This is a genomic window from Chryseobacterium sp. Leaf404 (assembly GCF_001424145.1).
Classification (GTDB): domain Bacteria; phylum Bacteroidota; class Bacteroidia; order Flavobacteriales; family Weeksellaceae; genus Chryseobacterium.
The window spans coordinates 484,482-499,777 of the sequence record NZ_LMQM01000001.1 but is presented as its reverse complement, the minus strand read 5'-3'; the positions used below and the strand labels follow the sequence as shown (position 1 = coordinate 499,777).

Here is a 15,296-nt window from a genome sequence, read left to right as displayed (position 1 = left end):
CACGTTTATTTGGTTTGTATTAAAGAATTTCCTTTAGGAAACCAATAATTTCGTCGGTAGAACGCTCATTGGTATTTACAGAAAAACTTCCTTTATTGTAAGGTTTATAAACTTCCTCTTCGGTAACCATAAAAAGGCCAACGGTAGGAGTATTAACAGCACTTGCCAAATGCATCACACCATTATCTGCAGCTATAAAAACTTCGCAATTGGTAATAAAACCGCCCATTTCGCGGATGTCTTTGCTGTAAAAAGAGGGTGCTCTGAAATTAATTTTAGAAATATTTTCTACCGGTAAAAGTTCTACAATATTATAATTTGGAAAAGCATTTTTGAGCTTTTCGTAGAAGGCGTTCCACCATTCTTCAGAATAGCATTTTGCTCCTGTGGCGTTTGTGAAAAGACAGATTGATTTTTTGTCATTTTTCACAAGATCCTGCAGTTTTCTTTTGCCTTCCTCAATTTCTTTCTGATCCAGTTTGATATCCAAGTCAGGAATCTTTGCGGTAAATCTGTTGATGCCTAAGTTTGTAAGAAAATTTCTGAGGCTGTAGATGGAGTTTTTTGCGGCATGGCGGTAGTCTGAAAATTTAGACTGAAGTTCTGCAGTTGTCTCTCCAAAAACTTTGTACTCTCCCCTTGCCGTAGAAGTAGATAATTTTCCGGATGAAGAGCCGTAGCTTGCGTTGATTACAAGATCATATTTTCTGCTTTTAAGCGTAGCCCAGCCTTTTACATACTGCAACAGGCTGCTGAAAGGTTTTTTAGGAAGCTGAATAATCCGGTCTATGTTTCTGTAATTTTTGTAAATGATGGGCGTAATGCCACCCTTCACAAAAAGATCTATTTTGGCATTGGGAAAAGTTTCGCTCACTTCCTGTACCAGTGGGGATAATAACAACAAATTTCCAAGCCTGTGATTAGGTCTGGAAATCAGTATTTTTTTTATCGTAATATTTTTCTGTACAAATGCTCCAGCCTGAGATTTTCCTACATTTTTGGTAAGACCTCTCATTAGAGACCGTCTGGCAGCGTTTACTTTTTTTGATACTTTCATTGAGGCTAAAAAAAATATTCTGCAAAGGTCGGAAATAATTGTGAACGAATCTAATTAATTCCTCAGCGGTCTCAGCAATTCTGTTAAACCATTGATCTTGATCTCATAAACTGTAGACAGCTGCATCCCGAGTTTTCCGGCGGGCATCCCTTTTTTGTGCATCCATTCGAGATAATTGACGGGAATATCTGCCAGTACAGTTCCTTTGTATTTTCCAAACGGCATTTTTACCACACATATTTCCTGAAGTATTTCAGGTCTCAGTCCTTCCATTTAAACTATTAAATCAATTTTGTTTTCAAGCTCCTGATCTTTATCCGGCATCACGATTTCTTTGCTGTCGTCGTCAGAAAATTCATTTCTGTAAACCTGTATCAAAAGTAAAGTAAGTGACACCATAATCGGCCCGAATATCAAACCCATAAATCCGAAAAGATTCATTCCCATGATAATTCCAAAAACGGTATTCAGCGGATGGATGTCTTCTAATTTTTTAAGCAGTGTAAATCTCAAAAGATTATCCGTAATTCCTACAATGATTGCGCAGTATGCCAGTAATCCTAAACCGGCTCCTGTATTCCCTTCCGCAATCATAAAAATTACGATGGGAAGATAAATAATGGCCGCACCTACCACCGGAATCATCGATGCTGCCGCCGTCAGAGCAAATAAAAGTACCGGACTTGGCGCTCCGAATATGATATATCCAATTAACGCCACAATGCCCTGTCCCAAAGCAACTACAGGTATTCCTATGGCATTCGCCATGATCAGTTTACGCATTTTTTCGCCAATCAAAGAAACATTTGATCTTTTGAGAGGTGCTGATGAGGCTAAAATTCTTTCGAACAACCTTGGTCTGTCAAACATAAAGTATAGGATAAAATACATTGAGAATATAATCGTCAGTGTATTGAAAGTGCCACTGAGTGCAGATGTAGAAAATTTTCCTGCCGCCCCTTTCAGCTTGGTCATATTTTCTTTACTTAGCAGGTCTATATTGGTTTTGGCATATACAAAATCATGAATTTTATCAACGAAAACATTAAATTTCTCCATGTAAGCCTGTGCGTTGCCAAGTTTATCAATCAAAAGATCGGCAATGAAATAAACCGGAAGAACAATGACAATGAGACTTGCCACAATGAGAGTGATGGAAGCGGCCCAGGGTTTCCATTTCCGTTCTTCCTGCAGATAAAAATTGTATTTTCTGCACACCACGTAAATGGTGATTGCACCTAAAACAGAGGGAATAAAAAGGGCAAGATGAAAACAAATTAAAGCAACCATGATGAGAATGATTGCCAATAAAAAAAACTGTTTAATCTTTACTTCACTAATTTGTTGATCTTTATTCATGGCTTTTAATTTTAATTAAAGCTGCCTTGGTTTCCCACAATACGCACAGTAAGCAGAATACATGACAACATAGATGAAGGGAATAGTAAAAATTATACCAATGCAACAAAGTATAAGTCCGGAGATGCTTAAAAGACCGCCCAAAATGCCCACTCCCAGAAAAACGCCGTAATCCTGTTTGGCTATATTAAAGGCCTTGCCTATTGCATCTGTTGCAGATAAATTTTCAAATAAAAGCATCGGAAGTCCCAGAATAAACAGCGGAAAAACAAATAAAAACGGAAAACCGCACATCGCCAGAGAAATGTAGAAAATAATGGTGGTAATCAACCCGTAAAGCAGTGTCTGTGCAAGATTCTGGCGGTACCCTATAAATATATCGGTGAACTCAATCTGTTGTTTGTTGTTAAATTTATTGGTAACATAAATCAACCCTAAATAGAGTGGAGTAAGTACAATATTCAGCAAACCGGTAGATGAATAATAAAATCTGACGTTAGAATTTCTCCAGAGCATTCCTTCAGCGTCATCCAGATCCCTGAAACTTTCGGCATGGCTCCATACACTGAAGCCTGTAAGTATCTGCAGCAGATAATCTGCTATGAATGTAATAATCATAATTACAAAGCCGTACAGAAAAACGCCTTTGTACATTTCGAAAGCGTGCGAAATAATAGATCCTGCGTTCCTTTCGGGATTTTTTCCCTGTTGGTCAAATTCGTCAAATTGAGAAGTCATTCATTAAATTTTTATGGTTAATCAAATATAATTTATTTTAACCACAAAAAATATTAAACTCTTTCTTCTTCTTTTATATTTTGTTCCAAAACGTTTTTGTAAAGTGCGTAAATCATAGCATTCCAGAACGGAAAAGTGAAAAGAAAGCCTATAAAAAACAACAGAAATCCTGCATAAGAGAAAATCAGAGCAACAAAAATACAGATCAGGATTTCCAGAAAATTAGTTTTCAGAGCCTTCCAGCCGATTGCAATGATTTCCATAATTCTTTTGTTTTCAAAAAACATCAGTGGCGCAGCAAAAATGGTGATCATTACCCAAAAAACAGGTAGAATTAAAGTTCTTCCGATAATGGTATACAGGAAAATCCAGAAAATGTAAAAGCTGAGAAATTTAAAAAAATTAATGCCGATATATCCCGCAAACAAATCATTCAAACCCACTTCTTCATTCAAATCCATCTTCTTATAAATCTGGTAAAAGCCGATATTTAAAGGGTAAAGAAAGATTCTCACCGCCATCATTCCGAAGATAAAATACTGAAATCCTTCAGTATCTGCAATAGTTGCAATTTCCGTCTGAAAATCTTCCAAACCGCTCTGTCCCTCCTGTTGATATTCTGAAAACGCAGTCTGAAAACTTTCGATAACTTCATATTTTACTCCAAGATAATAAAATACAGATAGATAAATCCCGAAATAAATAATCGAGAACATCAGCTGTAGGCCAAAAGTTTTACTCCAGTAGGAGAAAGCCTGTTTTAAAATAAGGTCGATTCCCGCTTTTTGGGGATATTGTTGTTGCATTATGAAAAAATTTATGCAAAAGTAAACATCAATAACTACTTTTGCGGAATGTTTTTGGCAAATCATCCAAATTTTAAAAGAATGGACGAGCTTTCGCAAAAGAAAGTTCCGTTTTTTTTCATGACTGATTTTCTCTGCAAACAGGTTTTGGTTTTTACTGAAAAAGAACTTGAAAATTCGGGTTTATTGATTGATTTTCAAATATTTTCAAATGCTGGGGCAAAGGATGAATTTAAAAAAATAATTACTTTAAAAACCTTTCCGGAAAGCTTAGAATCTTTTAAAAAAGGTTTTGATGAGGTACAGAATAATTTAAAATCAGGAAACTCTTATTTAACCAATTATACCAGAAAAACAGAAATAGAAACCAATCTTACTTTAGAGGAAATTTTCTGTCATTCTCAGGCTAAATATAAAGTGTTATTTAAAGATTTTTTCGTATTTTTTTCTCCTGAAACTTTCGTCAGAATACAGGGTGACAGGATATTCACTTATCCGATGAAAGGTACTATTGATGCGTCTTTGGATAATGCCGCGGAAGTTTTGAAGAATGATCCTAAAGAGAAAGCCGAGCATTACACCGTTGTGGATCTTTTAAGAAATGATTTAAGCATGGTTGCTGATGATGTGAAGGTGAATAAATTTCAGTTTATTGATTTTTTAAAGACCAAACAGAAAGATCTTTATGCCATGAGTTCCGAAATTTCGGGAACGGTAAAACCTGAATTCAGAGGTAAAACAGGAAGTTTATTAGAGAAAATTCTTCCGGCAGGTTCAATTTTAGGAGCACCAAAACCCAGAACACTGGAAATTATTCTGGAAGCAGAAGGTTTTGACAGAGGCTTTTACACAGGAGTCTGCGGCTGGTTTGATGGTGAAAATCTCGACAGCTGCGTGATGATCCGTTTTATAGAAAAAGAAAACGGTAAACTTTTTTTTAAAAGTGGTGGCGGAATTACCCACATGAGCAAATTAGAAGATGAGTACGAAGAAATGAAAAACAAAATCTATGTCCCAATTCATTGAAAGCATAAAAGTAGAAGACCAGAAAATTTTTCTTGCAGATCTTCATCAAAAACGCATTAACGAAACTTTTTCTCATTTCGGGAAGAGTGATTCTGTTGATCTGCAGAAGATTTTTAAACATCTGGAACACGATGAGGACGGGTTGTACAAACTGCGTCTGGTTTATGATTTAGACAAAAAAATCCGCACACAGATGATTCCGTATGCGATTCCTGAGATTCACAGTTTTCAGCTTGTGGAAAATAACAGTTATGATTATTCTTTCAAATTTGAAGACCGTAAGGAACTTGAGCGAATGAAAATGAAGTCTAAATCTGAAGAAATCATCATCGTAAAAAACAATCACATCACAGATACCTCTTTTTCTAATCTTCTGTTTAAAAAAGGAAAAGACTGGTTCACTCCAAACACATATCTTTTAAATGGTGTTCAGCGCCAGCATCTGCTTAAAACAAAAAAGATAAAAGAAACCGAAATTACGTTGCAGAATATCAGGGAGTTTTCTCATTTTCAAATGATTAACGCTCTGAACGACTTTGATGACATGTTTATTTATCCCATCGAGAAAATTGTAAATCTTCCGGGAAATGAAGATTATTTAGATTTGTAAAACGCAAAGTTTTTACCTCTCAGCAGTCTTCATTCTTAAAAATTGAAGTATCTTCCATCCCAAAGCATCAAATTTCTTTAATCCGATAGAAATAATAAATGCTAAAAAAACATTTAAAACATAAATGATGATCATCAAAAGCCACCAGGGCATGGTTTCTTTCATGGGCACGACCAAAAAATAAATTAAAGAAGAACTGATTCCCTGTCCGAAATAAAAGAAAATGGCGTTTTTACCGATGTAAGTGACGAAGTTTTCCTTTGTGATTTTTAGTCTGTTGTAAAAAACAAAAAGTGTCGTCAGTGAAAACAGTGACCAAATAATATAAGGAGTTCTGGGTGGGAATTTCTGTTTGTTTATTTTGAAGAAAATTTCATTCCCATAATAAAGGAACATCCAAACTAAGGCTGCGGCTACCACTCCGTAGAGAGCGGGAATTATCTTTGCAGGGATTTTTTTGCCTTTCATTCTGTTGGCAACAAGGAAAACGGTCATGTAAAAAGCAACGTATCCCACCTGTCCTTCCGGATAAATTTCAGGGAAAAGATTGAAAATTACGGTCAGGGCGATACAGATTCCTATAAACCAATTGACGTGTTTCGGGAAAAATCTTAAAATTAATACACCGAAAACCGTTAAGATATAATAGACTTTCAGATACCAGAAACTTCCCATCACGACGGGAAATGTATCGGCATTGGTGTAGGAATGCAGATACCAGTTTCCTAAATTTTGCCATTGCGGAACTGTTGAAATGCTTGTTGCAGCGTATCTTGTTCCGAAAGTAGAGTAGAAGCTCTGCAGCCATTCGAGGGAAAAAAAGGTGAGTCCGAAAATTTTAAAGAAATAATCTGAAAAGAAAAGCAACGTCACAAAAATCATGTAAGTGATCTGTAATTTCAGGAGTCTGTAGAATGTTTTTTCAATGTTTGACCCGGATGTAATTCCACTTAATGCATAAAATAAGGCCACATCAAACACGAGGGAGAATACTCTCACTTCCGGCTGTATATAAAACTGTCCTGACCAGAAAGCGGTGTGGATAAAAATAATGGAAAGCGTGGCTAAGCCTTTGGCAAAATCGATGTAAAGATCTCTGTTCATCTTATTGTGGAATATTTCTCAAAAGTACAAATTTCTGTAAAGTATAGATTATTATTTTCTGAGACGTATGGTAAAGAAGCGAACGGCAGATCATTCTTCAACTGTTTGCTGTAAATATCTGTCTTCACAGAATATCATTTGCATAAAAAACAGAAAATTTAGTCAAGCCCTATTGTTAATCAATAAATAATCAGTACATTTGCACCTCGAATTAACTAAAAATTTATAAACAATGTTTGCAATTGTAGAAATAGCAGGGCTTCAATATAAAGTTGAGCAAGACCAGAGACTGTTTGTAAACCGTTTAGCAGGAGACAAAGGAGGAAAAGTATCTTTCGATAAAGTACTTCTTACTGTAAACGGAGCAATCACCGTAGGCGCCCCAGCTGTAAGCGGAATCACTGTAGAAGCAGAGATCCTTGATCACGTAAAAGCTGATAAAGTAATCGTTTTCAAAAAGAAAAGAAGAAAAGGTTATCAGGTAAAGAACGGTCACAGACAGTCATTAACTCAGATCAAAATCACTGGTATTACAGGATTTGACGGAGCTAAAAAAGAAACTAAAGCGAAAAAAGCTCCTAAGACTGAGGAAGCTGGCGCAGAATAATTGTTTAACCAAAAAACCATAAAATAAAATGGCACACAAGAAAGGAGTCGGTAGTTCCAAGAACGGTAGAGAATCTCATTCTAAAAGATTAGGTGTAAAGATTTTCGGTGGACAAGACGCTATTGCTGGTAACATCATCATCAGACAGAGAGGTACTCAACATCACCCAGGTGAAAACGTTGGTATGGGTAAAGATCACACTTTGCACGCTCTTGTAGACGGTAAAGTAGTTTTCAGAAAGAAAGCAAACAACAGATCTTACGTATCTATTGAGCCGAACGCATAATTTAATTTAGCGTTTTATAAATACAATCCTCAGCATTTTTGTTGAGGATTTTTTTGTGCTTGAAAATTATTAGGTGCTTAATTAAGCCTTTAATATCTGTCTTCGCAGAAAGAATATTTCAATAATTCCAATAAGCCACAAAACAGGAAACTTACATAATAGGTACAAAAGATTAAATCCATCAACAACCTGAAATTTTTGATTAATGTTGCGAAGTTCTATCTCGTTTGAAATTAAAGGCATGAGAAAATAGAAAAACAAAGCCTTTAAAAATTGTGGTTAGTTTTATCTTAATATTTTTAGAATAAATATAATAATTAATTATTATGAGCAGAGATAAAAATAAAATGTCATAATAGGTAAAATATGTGAAAGGTTCAGCCGGCTCATTAAAGAAAAACGTACTGCGTAATTTAAAAATAGAACTGAAAACCAGCTTTAATGCCAAATTTGGAGGCATCCGGACGGTCAAGGTAATTTCCTCTCCAGTTGAAGTCTACACGGATGATTCTGATGTTTCCGAAGCCGATGTTTTCGATACCGAATCCGTATTCATAGTAAATCTGCTGGTCGGGAGCAGAATATTTTAAATTATCAACATTGATATTTTTGGAAGCGTCACTTAAAGTTCCGTAAGCTCCTCTGATGAAGGCAACTTCTCTAAGTTTTAATTTCTTAATTAACGGAATAAAAGAAAGAATTTTTCCGTTAAAATGATGCTCAATATGAAGAGTAGAGTAGGTGTCTGCCACAAATTCATAGTAATTCAACTGAGCAAAAGTATTGGGTACCAAACCATAACTCTGGTTAGCCGGGATAATATTCTGCAAAGCCAACGGCACCGTGTCGAAGTTTTTCCCTGCCTCAAAATTCAGAAAAGTTTTCCCCCAGCTCCCGATCAGCATTGGTTTATAAAACATAAACTGCAGTTTGTTGTAGTTGAAATCTGCGTTAAACAAACCTTCAATTCCCCGTGTGTATTTCAGAACAATAGTTGGCGCTAAAGTGCTGTGTTCGTATCTGTCGACTCCGGTTTGGGAGAATTTTGCTCCAGGTCTTGCGATTAAACTGATGGTCACACGCGAGTCGTTGACGGTTTTTCTTAAATCACCATTTCTGTAATACATCAAGTTGAAATCTGCAGGATTTGCTGATTTTATGCTCTGCATGGTTCCGTCAAATCTCACCTGAAAGTTTTTCCAGGGTTCAATAGAAGTGAAGAAGCTGGTTTGGATCACAGAGCTCAAAGATGCGTTTTCGCCACGTGCAAATACTGTTGAGGATGCAAACGAACGGGATAAAATGCCGTCTTCTGTTGTAAGCTGCACCCCAAGCTGTGTAATATCTCTTTTGGTTCCGCCGCCAATCATAAAACGGTTAACGCGGTTAAACATATATCGTCCTTCCACACCATATTTGAATTGCTGATCTTTAAAACCGTATGCATTATAAAATTCAACTCTCCACGGATCATTTTGCGTAAAATAGGTTCTTGCCCCTATTCTTATTCTGTCTCCTTCCACTTCATTTTTCCCGTAAATAGAGGTGATAGGACCTAAATCTACGCCTTTCGTCACATTGTAATACCTTGAAGCCAAAGTTTCGTAAATCTTTACAATACGGTTGAATTTTGGAGTCTGCTGAAGCTTGTCCAGCATTTCATAAACCCCTTTCTCTTGTTTCGAAAGAGAATCTGGTCTTGCATTGGTCCAGAACTCGTCGCTCTTCTCTACAAAATTATCATCATATTCTTCCTTTTTGCGGGTGAAAATTTCATCAGCAAGAGGTTGATTAAACTGATACGCAGAATAGTCTACAGAACGTTTTGCAATTAAGCTTTTAGAGTTTTTCTTTTTAGCAAAAGGGGTAAGCTCAATCTGTGTGATTACCTTCTTAGGAAGAAAAGTTTCCTCATCAGGATTGGTATATTCCAGTTCCGTTGCAATTGAGTTTATAAAATTGACGCTCATTTTGTTCGTCGATTTCAAGGTTGCCGATACCACGGCGTACGTTTCAGTATCAATGTAAAGATAGCCCTGAAAAGCCAAAACGTCTTTTCTGCGGGGTTCGTATCGTATTCTGTACGCTTTGCTGCCACTTATCCTAACGGTGTCATTAAGCTGATAGTCGTAAGTGCTGAACCCATCAGTTCCTACGGGACTTGGAAATCCTATGTCAAAGTAGTTTAAAGTATTGTCGTAAATATTAATTTCCCGGTAGAGGTTTTTTGCCGTAATTGCTACTACCTGATTATCCTGAAATCCGGAAGTTTTCTGTGCGGTGAGAAGTTTTTTGGTTTTTTTTGTGGGGCGGTTTACACCATAATTTTCGTAAAAAGATTCGTTGAGAAAAACTGGAAGAGCCATTGTTCCGTTGGCAGTGGAATCGGCGTAATCAAAGATAAAATCAAGTTTATTAAAAACCTTGCGGTTCATAAATGCGCTGTCGATATTATTCGCATCAAACTGAATTTTTTCGTACTCTTTGTAAGTGTAGCTGTCAAACTTTTCCAGGCCGTTGTTTCGTTTTCTTTTCCAGACCTCCTGCATAATGGCGTATGCCGGATTTTCTTTCTTGTTTTTGTATTTTGTTTTACTGTTTTGAATGACCACCTCTGCGATAGAGCTTTCTTTTTCCGGAGAAAGTTTAATCTGAAGATTATTTTCAACAGATGTAATTTCATAGGAGGCGTAATTCTTTCGCTCAAATCTGATTTTGTATATTACCGAATCCGAAGTTACTGTAAACTGAGAACTGGAGGTAGTGAATACAGGTGCATTTTTATCATTTATAAAAATACTTACTCCGCTGAGATCTTTATTGGTTTTAGCATCTGTAATTTTTCCTGAAACGGAAGTTTGTGCAAAGAAAGAGCCTGTGGTAAAGAGGGAAAATAAAAAAAGAAAATATTTATAAATCTGTGTAGACATCATTTGATTCATCAAGCATTTAGCGTAAACAAAAAGCGTGCTGTAAATTACTTAAACTAAAATATTTCAACAGCTTTTGTTTCTGATTATTAAGGTGCAAATGTAACGAAAAAAACAGTCTCGATATTGTGTGGTGGTGAAAGTTTATTATGTTTGAAACAGCAACGACTGTTTTGGGTACAAATCACTAATATTTTCTTAAGAAAATTCGTAAACTTTAATGGTTGATTTTTTTTGCTTTGTTCCAAATTTTGGTATTGATCCCATTCTTCTTATGCAGATTGTATGAACTTTTTGCTTAGTCCTCAAGTTTTAATATTGATCCCAGTTCAGATGAAAAAACAGAAAAGTATAAAAACCGAAAAAGACTCACATTTCTGTAAGTCTTTTTTGCTCCTCCTGCTGATCCCGCACGTGCGGGCGACTTTCTGATTTATCCCGAAAGTTTGGGACTCTAACCAACTGAGCAGGATTTTTGGGAAATACAGTTCAGATGAAAAAACAGAAAAGTATAAAAACCGAAAAAGACTCACATTTCTGTAAGTCTTTTTGCTCCTCCTGCTGGGCTCGAACCAGCGACCCTCTGATTAACAGTCAGATGCTCTAACCAACTGAGCTAAGGAGGAATGTTCCTCTTTTAAGGTGGTGCAAATATAATATGAAAAATGATAGCTCACAAGTTTTTTCTTCGTATTAATGGCTGTATCCAGCTATCTTTTTATATTTCAGCGGATTAATTTTGTATTTAAACTTTAAATTGGGCACCAAAAAAGACTCACATTTCTGGAAGTCTTTTGCTCCTCCTGCTGGTCCCGCACTTTCGGGAGACCCTCTGATTAATCCCGAAGATTCTGGACTCTAACCAACTGAGCTGAAAAGTCTGTTGGTTTATAGTTTTCATCGCAAAGCATTTTTAAAAGGTTTCTTGATTTCTGTTTTTTAATAAATTTCTCGATCTTTATTGCCTTTGATTTCTCTGCTGAAACCTCGAAAAGAGCTGCCATTTTCCAGGGCCTGAATTTTTTGGTAAAAGTATTAAAGTTCTCCTGATGATTATGTTTCAGGAGTCTTTCTCCTGGATGCTCAGTGTATCCAATGTAAAATTGGTTTGCAGATTCAGAATATAGAATATAAATGTAATACATAAAAAAAACCGCAATCATTTTTTGACTGCGGTTTTTGCTCCTCCTGCTGGGCTCGAACCAGCGACCCTCTGATTAACAGTCAGATGCTCTAACCAACTGAGCTAAGGAGGAATGTCCTTATTTTTAAGTGGTGCAAATATAGGACAGATATTTAAACCACGCAAGTTTTTATTTTAAATTTTTAAAATATTTTAAAAGCCTCCTGTTATCATTTTAAAGATATCACTTCCGAAAATCAGTAACATCAATCCTAAAAGGAAGATAACACCCACCATCTGTGCATTTTCTAAAATTTTCTGAGGAACTGGTTTCCCAACAATCATTTCATATAAGGTGAAAATTACGTGACCACCATCTAATCCCGGAATTGGAATTAAGTTTAAGAATGCCAGCCAAACCGAGAACATTGCGGTAAAGCTCCAGAACCAAGTCCAGTCGATTGACAGGCTTCCGTCTTTTGCCTTCTCTACCTGCATTTTATTGATGATTGCCAGCGGGCCGCCTACTTTTTTATATCCCTGAACTTTAGCATTAAAAATCAGTTTAAACTGCTTCACCTGATACGTTAAACTCTCAATACTTCTTGTAAAACCTCTTCCGATAGACTGTGCGAATGTGAAGTGTTTTGTTTCATAGAATTTGCGAATTTGTTTATAAGATGAAACGCCTAATGTTCCTTCTTTAGAAACACCCAAAACTAATGGCTGAATTGTTCCTGCTCTTAAAACATCAACATTGATATTTTTCCCTGTATTTTTTGTTACAACACCAGCTAATTCATCATAATAGTTAATTTTCTGATTATTAACAGAAACAACTTGGTCGCCAATTTTTAATCCTGCTTCTTCGGTTTTAGGATTTACAATCGAATCAATCACCGCAGGAAATCTTGGAGTAAGAAAAGCTCTTGGATTAGGATCTTTAAAAGCCATTGCTTTACCATCATCATTCGTTGGGAAAGTAACTTCTTTTCCATCTCTCAGAACCGTAATTTCGTCGCTTAAGAGTACGTCAAGTGCCAGTTTATCAAGGTCATTCTGAGTTTTACCGTCTACTTTTAAGATTTTATCTCCATCCTGAAAGCCCATTGCTTTTGCAACAGTAGTGTAATTCATCGGAGCGTCAACCTTTGCCGTATCGAAAGTGGTTTCCCCATTAAAAAATGAAAGACTTCCAAAAATGATCCACGCCAGAAAGAAGTTTACCGTAACACCACCCAGCATAATAATTAATCTCTGCCAAGCCGGTTTTGCTCTGAATTCCCATGGTTTTGCAGGCTGTTTTAGCATTTCGGTATCCATGCTTTCGTCTACCATACCGGCAATTTTTACATAACCACCGAAAGGAAGCCATCCGATTCCGTATTTTACGCCTTCATGCTTTCTCCAGTCGCTGTCTGGAAGTATAGAAGTGTCAATAGGCTGCAGAACTTTTTTACCGTCAATTTCAACCTCGTTTTCTGTGGGTTGATTTTTAGAGAAAAATTTATATTGCCATTTTCCATGGATTTTCTTCATTGCGAAGATGGAAAAATAAGGATCGAAGAACAGAAAGAATTTGTCAACTTTCGTCTTGAACCATTTTGCCGGTAAAAAGTGACCAAGCTCGTGAAGAATTACTAAAATTGAGATGCTTAATATAAATTGAAAGATCTTGATTGCTAATTCCATTAATTGTTTTTAAATTATAATTTGCAAAGGTAACAATTATCAAAAGGATGCCAAATAAAAAGCCTCCCGAAATGAGAAGCTTTGTCAGATCATAAAGTCTTGTCTAGAAATTAAATGAGACACCAATACTGCCATTGTTGCCGACTTCCGCAAATACACCGATGTTCTGAGTGAAAAAGTATCTCGCGCCAATGTGAGCACCAATTCCGAATTCTTTGTGAAGTACACCAACGTTTACACCCGGATAAATATCCAGCTTCTCCGGTAGTTCAAGGGTTTTATTCAAATGAAAATTCACTCTCCCGAAGGCAAAAAAACGGTTATCGCTGTCGTTGTCTTTAAAATTTTCAAAATAGATGTTAAGGCCTGCTCCCACAGAGATTAAATCATTAAGGCCATAATCGTAAGTGCCTGCCACACCTGTTCCATAGCCCCAGACAGCCAAACCTGCATTCACCTTCTGGTCACCACTGCCAGTGTAGGCTTGAGCATTTACAGCAAGTCCGGTGAGTAAAAAAGTCATCATCAAAAACAGTTTCTTCATTGTTATATTTTTTTAAGTTAAATAAAATTGTTTCGCAGCAAAAATAAAACCGGTTTAAATCTAAAAAACGTAATTTTAAAGACTTTATTGGATTGCGTCTGAAATCACTATCATTTGCAGCTACTGATGAATGGAAACCACACAGCCAATGTGTATAGCTTATAAACAACAACAATCACCTATGAAAATTACGGGATTAAACTTAAATATAGTCTGGAAAAATAAAAACGAAAATTTTCGTCTCATCGAAAATCAACTGCAGAATGAAAATGCGGACCTTTTTCTCTTGCCCGAAATGTTTTCTACAGGTTTTTGTATGGATGCCGCTGAAGTTACAGATAAAAATGAGGAATCTCTTGAGTTTTTAAAGAGAATTTCGAGAGAAAAAAATGCTGCTTTTTGCGGAAGCTCTCCCGTTGATGTGGACGGAAAATTTTACAATAGAATGTATTTTGTAAAGCCTGATTCTGAGGTTGTTTACTATGATAAAAGACATTTATTTTCATTTTCGGGTGAAGATCAGGTATACACGCCGGGATATCACCGGGTGATAGTAGAATATCATGGAATCCGTTTTCTGCTACAGGTTTGCTATGATTTGAGATTTCCCGTTTTTGCCAGAAATAATGATGATTACGATGCGGTTTTATACGTTGCCAACTGGCCTGAAAAAAGAGTAGAAGCTTGGAAACATTTACTCAAAGCCCGGGCTATTGAAAATTTATCTTACGTTTTTGGATTAAACAGGATCGGGACTGATGGAAATGATCTTTTTTATCAGGAAAGTTCGCACTGCTTTTTTGCTGATGGGAAAGAAGTTGCGGAAAAAAAGGGAAATTTAGTAACCGCAGATTTAAATTTAGATGAACTGAAAGATTTCAGAAATCATTTTCAGTTTTTGAATGACAGAGATGATTTTGAAATAAAGCTTTAATTCATTCTCTCCCGGATTTCACAGATTTTTGTCAGTACAAATTCACAAATTTGATTTAAGAAGTTTTAATGCAAAAACTTGTACATTAAGAAATCTCTTCGATATCTTGAGAGTTCATCTGTGCAAATCCGTACAATCTGGTGAATAACTTATATTCTTAACCTTAACCTAAGCCTCAACCTAAATATACTGCTCCAAAAGCTGCGTCAGACGGTTCACATCATGCACACCGCTTTCCTTGTATAATAATTCTCCTTTTTTGAAAACAGCCAAAGTAGGGACTCCGCGCACGCCATACTGGGAGGCGATTGCAGGATACTGATCAACATCAATTTTTACAATTCTCGCTCCTTCGCCCACTTTTTCTTTCACAGTCGTTAAAACCGATGACTGCACTTTACAGGGCTGACACCATGTTGCGAAAAAATCGATGAGTACAGGTCTTTCTGATTCTATAAGTTCCTGAAATTTTTGTGACAT

General features: G+C 36.4%; 15 protein-coding genes, 2 tRNA genes and 1 pseudogene. 5 read left to right on the top strand and 13 right to left on the bottom strand.

Annotated features, from left to right (window positions below):
- Positions 1–19: 19 nt before the first annotated feature.
- The 5 genes from ASG31_RS02325 to ASG31_RS02305 are packed head-to-tail and all read right to left on the bottom strand — an operon-like array spanning position 20 to position 3,960.
- Positions 20–1,057, bottom strand: coding sequence for a glycosyltransferase family 9 protein (locus ASG31_RS02325; RefSeq protein ID WP_056027488.1), 1,038 nt, complete (start codon positions 1,055–1,057; stop codon positions 20–22).
- A 54-nt stretch (positions 1,058–1,111) separates the two neighbouring features.
- Positions 1,112–1,321, bottom strand: a complete 210-nt coding sequence (locus tag ASG31_RS02320) for a DUF3820 family protein (RefSeq protein ID WP_056028051.1) — start codon at positions 1,319–1,321, stop codon at positions 1,112–1,114.
- A 9-nt stretch (positions 1,322–1,330) separates the two neighbouring features.
- Positions 1,331–2,416 carry an AI-2E family transporter gene (locus ASG31_RS02315; protein WP_056027486.1) on the bottom strand — a complete coding sequence of 362 codons (1,086 nt, stop codon included), beginning with the start codon at positions 2,414–2,416 and terminating at the stop codon, positions 1,331–1,333.
- A 15-nt stretch (positions 2,417–2,431) separates the two neighbouring features.
- Positions 2,432–3,154 (bottom strand): hypothetical protein, encoded by a 723-nt coding sequence (locus ASG31_RS02310; RefSeq protein ID WP_056027484.1) that lies wholly within the window; start codon positions 3,152–3,154, stop codon positions 2,432–2,434.
- 53 nt (positions 3,155–3,207) lie between these two features.
- Positions 3,208–3,960: a hypothetical protein gene (locus tag ASG31_RS02305; RefSeq protein WP_056027482.1), complete on the bottom strand. Its 753-nt coding sequence runs from the start codon at positions 3,958–3,960 to the stop codon at positions 3,208–3,210.
- Positions 3,961–4,041: 81 nt separating this feature from the next.
- On the opposite strand from ASG31_RS02305, the gene ASG31_RS02300 reads away from it, so the two are divergent.
- Together ASG31_RS02300 and ASG31_RS02295 are read left to right on the top strand one after the other, a co-directional pair.
- Positions 4,042–4,986, top strand: coding sequence for an aminodeoxychorismate synthase component I (locus ASG31_RS02300; RefSeq protein ID WP_231433708.1), 945 nt, complete (start codon positions 4,042–4,044; stop codon positions 4,984–4,986).
- Positions 4,970–5,596 (top strand): aminotransferase class IV, encoded by a 627-nt coding sequence (locus ASG31_RS02295; protein ID WP_056027480.1) that lies wholly within the window; start codon positions 4,970–4,972, stop codon positions 5,594–5,596. Before ASG31_RS02300 ends, ASG31_RS02295 begins: the two co-directional genes overlap by 17 nt.
- Before the next feature lie 12 nt (positions 5,597–5,608).
- Here the strand turns inward: ASG31_RS02295 and ASG31_RS02290 are convergent, their stop codons facing one another.
- Positions 5,609–6,700, bottom strand: coding sequence for an acyltransferase family protein (locus ASG31_RS02290; RefSeq protein ID WP_056027478.1), 1,092 nt, complete (start codon positions 6,698–6,700; stop codon positions 5,609–5,611).
- A 232-nt stretch (positions 6,701–6,932) separates the two neighbouring features.
- Between ASG31_RS02290 and rplU the strand changes: the two are divergent.
- Both rplU and rpmA read left to right on the top strand, forming a co-directional pair.
- A pseudogene (rplU, locus tag ASG31_RS02285) lies at positions 6,933–7,283 on the top strand (50S ribosomal protein L21); the annotation flags it as partial.
- Positions 7,284–7,335: 52 nt separating this feature from the next.
- On the top strand, positions 7,336–7,593 hold the full coding sequence (rpmA, locus tag ASG31_RS02280; protein WP_034677604.1) for a 50S ribosomal protein L27: 258 nt from the start codon (positions 7,336–7,338) through the stop codon (positions 7,591–7,593).
- A 413-nt stretch (positions 7,594–8,006) separates the two neighbouring features.
- Here rpmA and ASG31_RS02275 read toward each other — a convergent pair whose 3' ends face one another.
- From ASG31_RS02275 to ASG31_RS02255, 6 genes are all read right to left on the bottom strand, one after another.
- Complete coding sequence (locus tag ASG31_RS02275) at positions 8,007–10,526, bottom strand: DUF5686 family protein (RefSeq protein ID WP_231433709.1); 2,520 nt, start codon at positions 10,524–10,526, stop codon at positions 8,007–8,009.
- Positions 10,527–11,075: 549 nt separating this feature from the next.
- A tRNA-Asn gene (locus ASG31_RS02270) sits at positions 11,076–11,149 on the bottom strand.
- Positions 11,150–11,359: 210 nt separating this feature from the next.
- Entirely contained in the window at positions 11,360–11,686 is a 327-nt protein-coding gene (locus ASG31_RS18140) for a GIY-YIG nuclease family protein (RefSeq protein WP_082504415.1), read from the bottom strand.
- Between the two features lie 19 nt (positions 11,687–11,705).
- Positions 11,706–11,779, bottom strand: a tRNA-Asn gene (locus tag ASG31_RS02265).
- 80 nt (positions 11,780–11,859) lie between these two features.
- On the bottom strand, positions 11,860–13,338 hold the full coding sequence (gene rseP, locus ASG31_RS02260) for an RIP metalloprotease RseP (protein WP_056027474.1): 1,479 nt from the start codon (positions 13,336–13,338) through the stop codon (positions 11,860–11,862).
- A 103-nt stretch (positions 13,339–13,441) separates the two neighbouring features.
- Positions 13,442–13,882, bottom strand: a complete 441-nt coding sequence (locus tag ASG31_RS02255) for a DUF6646 family protein (RefSeq protein ID WP_056027472.1) — start codon at positions 13,880–13,882, stop codon at positions 13,442–13,444.
- Positions 13,883–14,063: 181 nt separating this feature from the next.
- On the opposite strand from ASG31_RS02255, the gene ASG31_RS02250 reads away from it, so the two are divergent.
- Positions 14,064–14,816, top strand: a complete 753-nt coding sequence (locus tag ASG31_RS02250; RefSeq protein ID WP_056028044.1) for a nitrilase-related carbon-nitrogen hydrolase — start codon at positions 14,064–14,066, stop codon at positions 14,814–14,816.
- A 180-nt stretch (positions 14,817–14,996) separates the two neighbouring features.
- Here ASG31_RS02250 and ASG31_RS02245 read toward each other — a convergent pair whose 3' ends face one another.
- Complete coding sequence (locus ASG31_RS02245; protein ID WP_056027470.1) at positions 14,997–15,296, bottom strand: thioredoxin family protein; 300 nt, start codon at positions 15,294–15,296, stop codon at positions 14,997–14,999.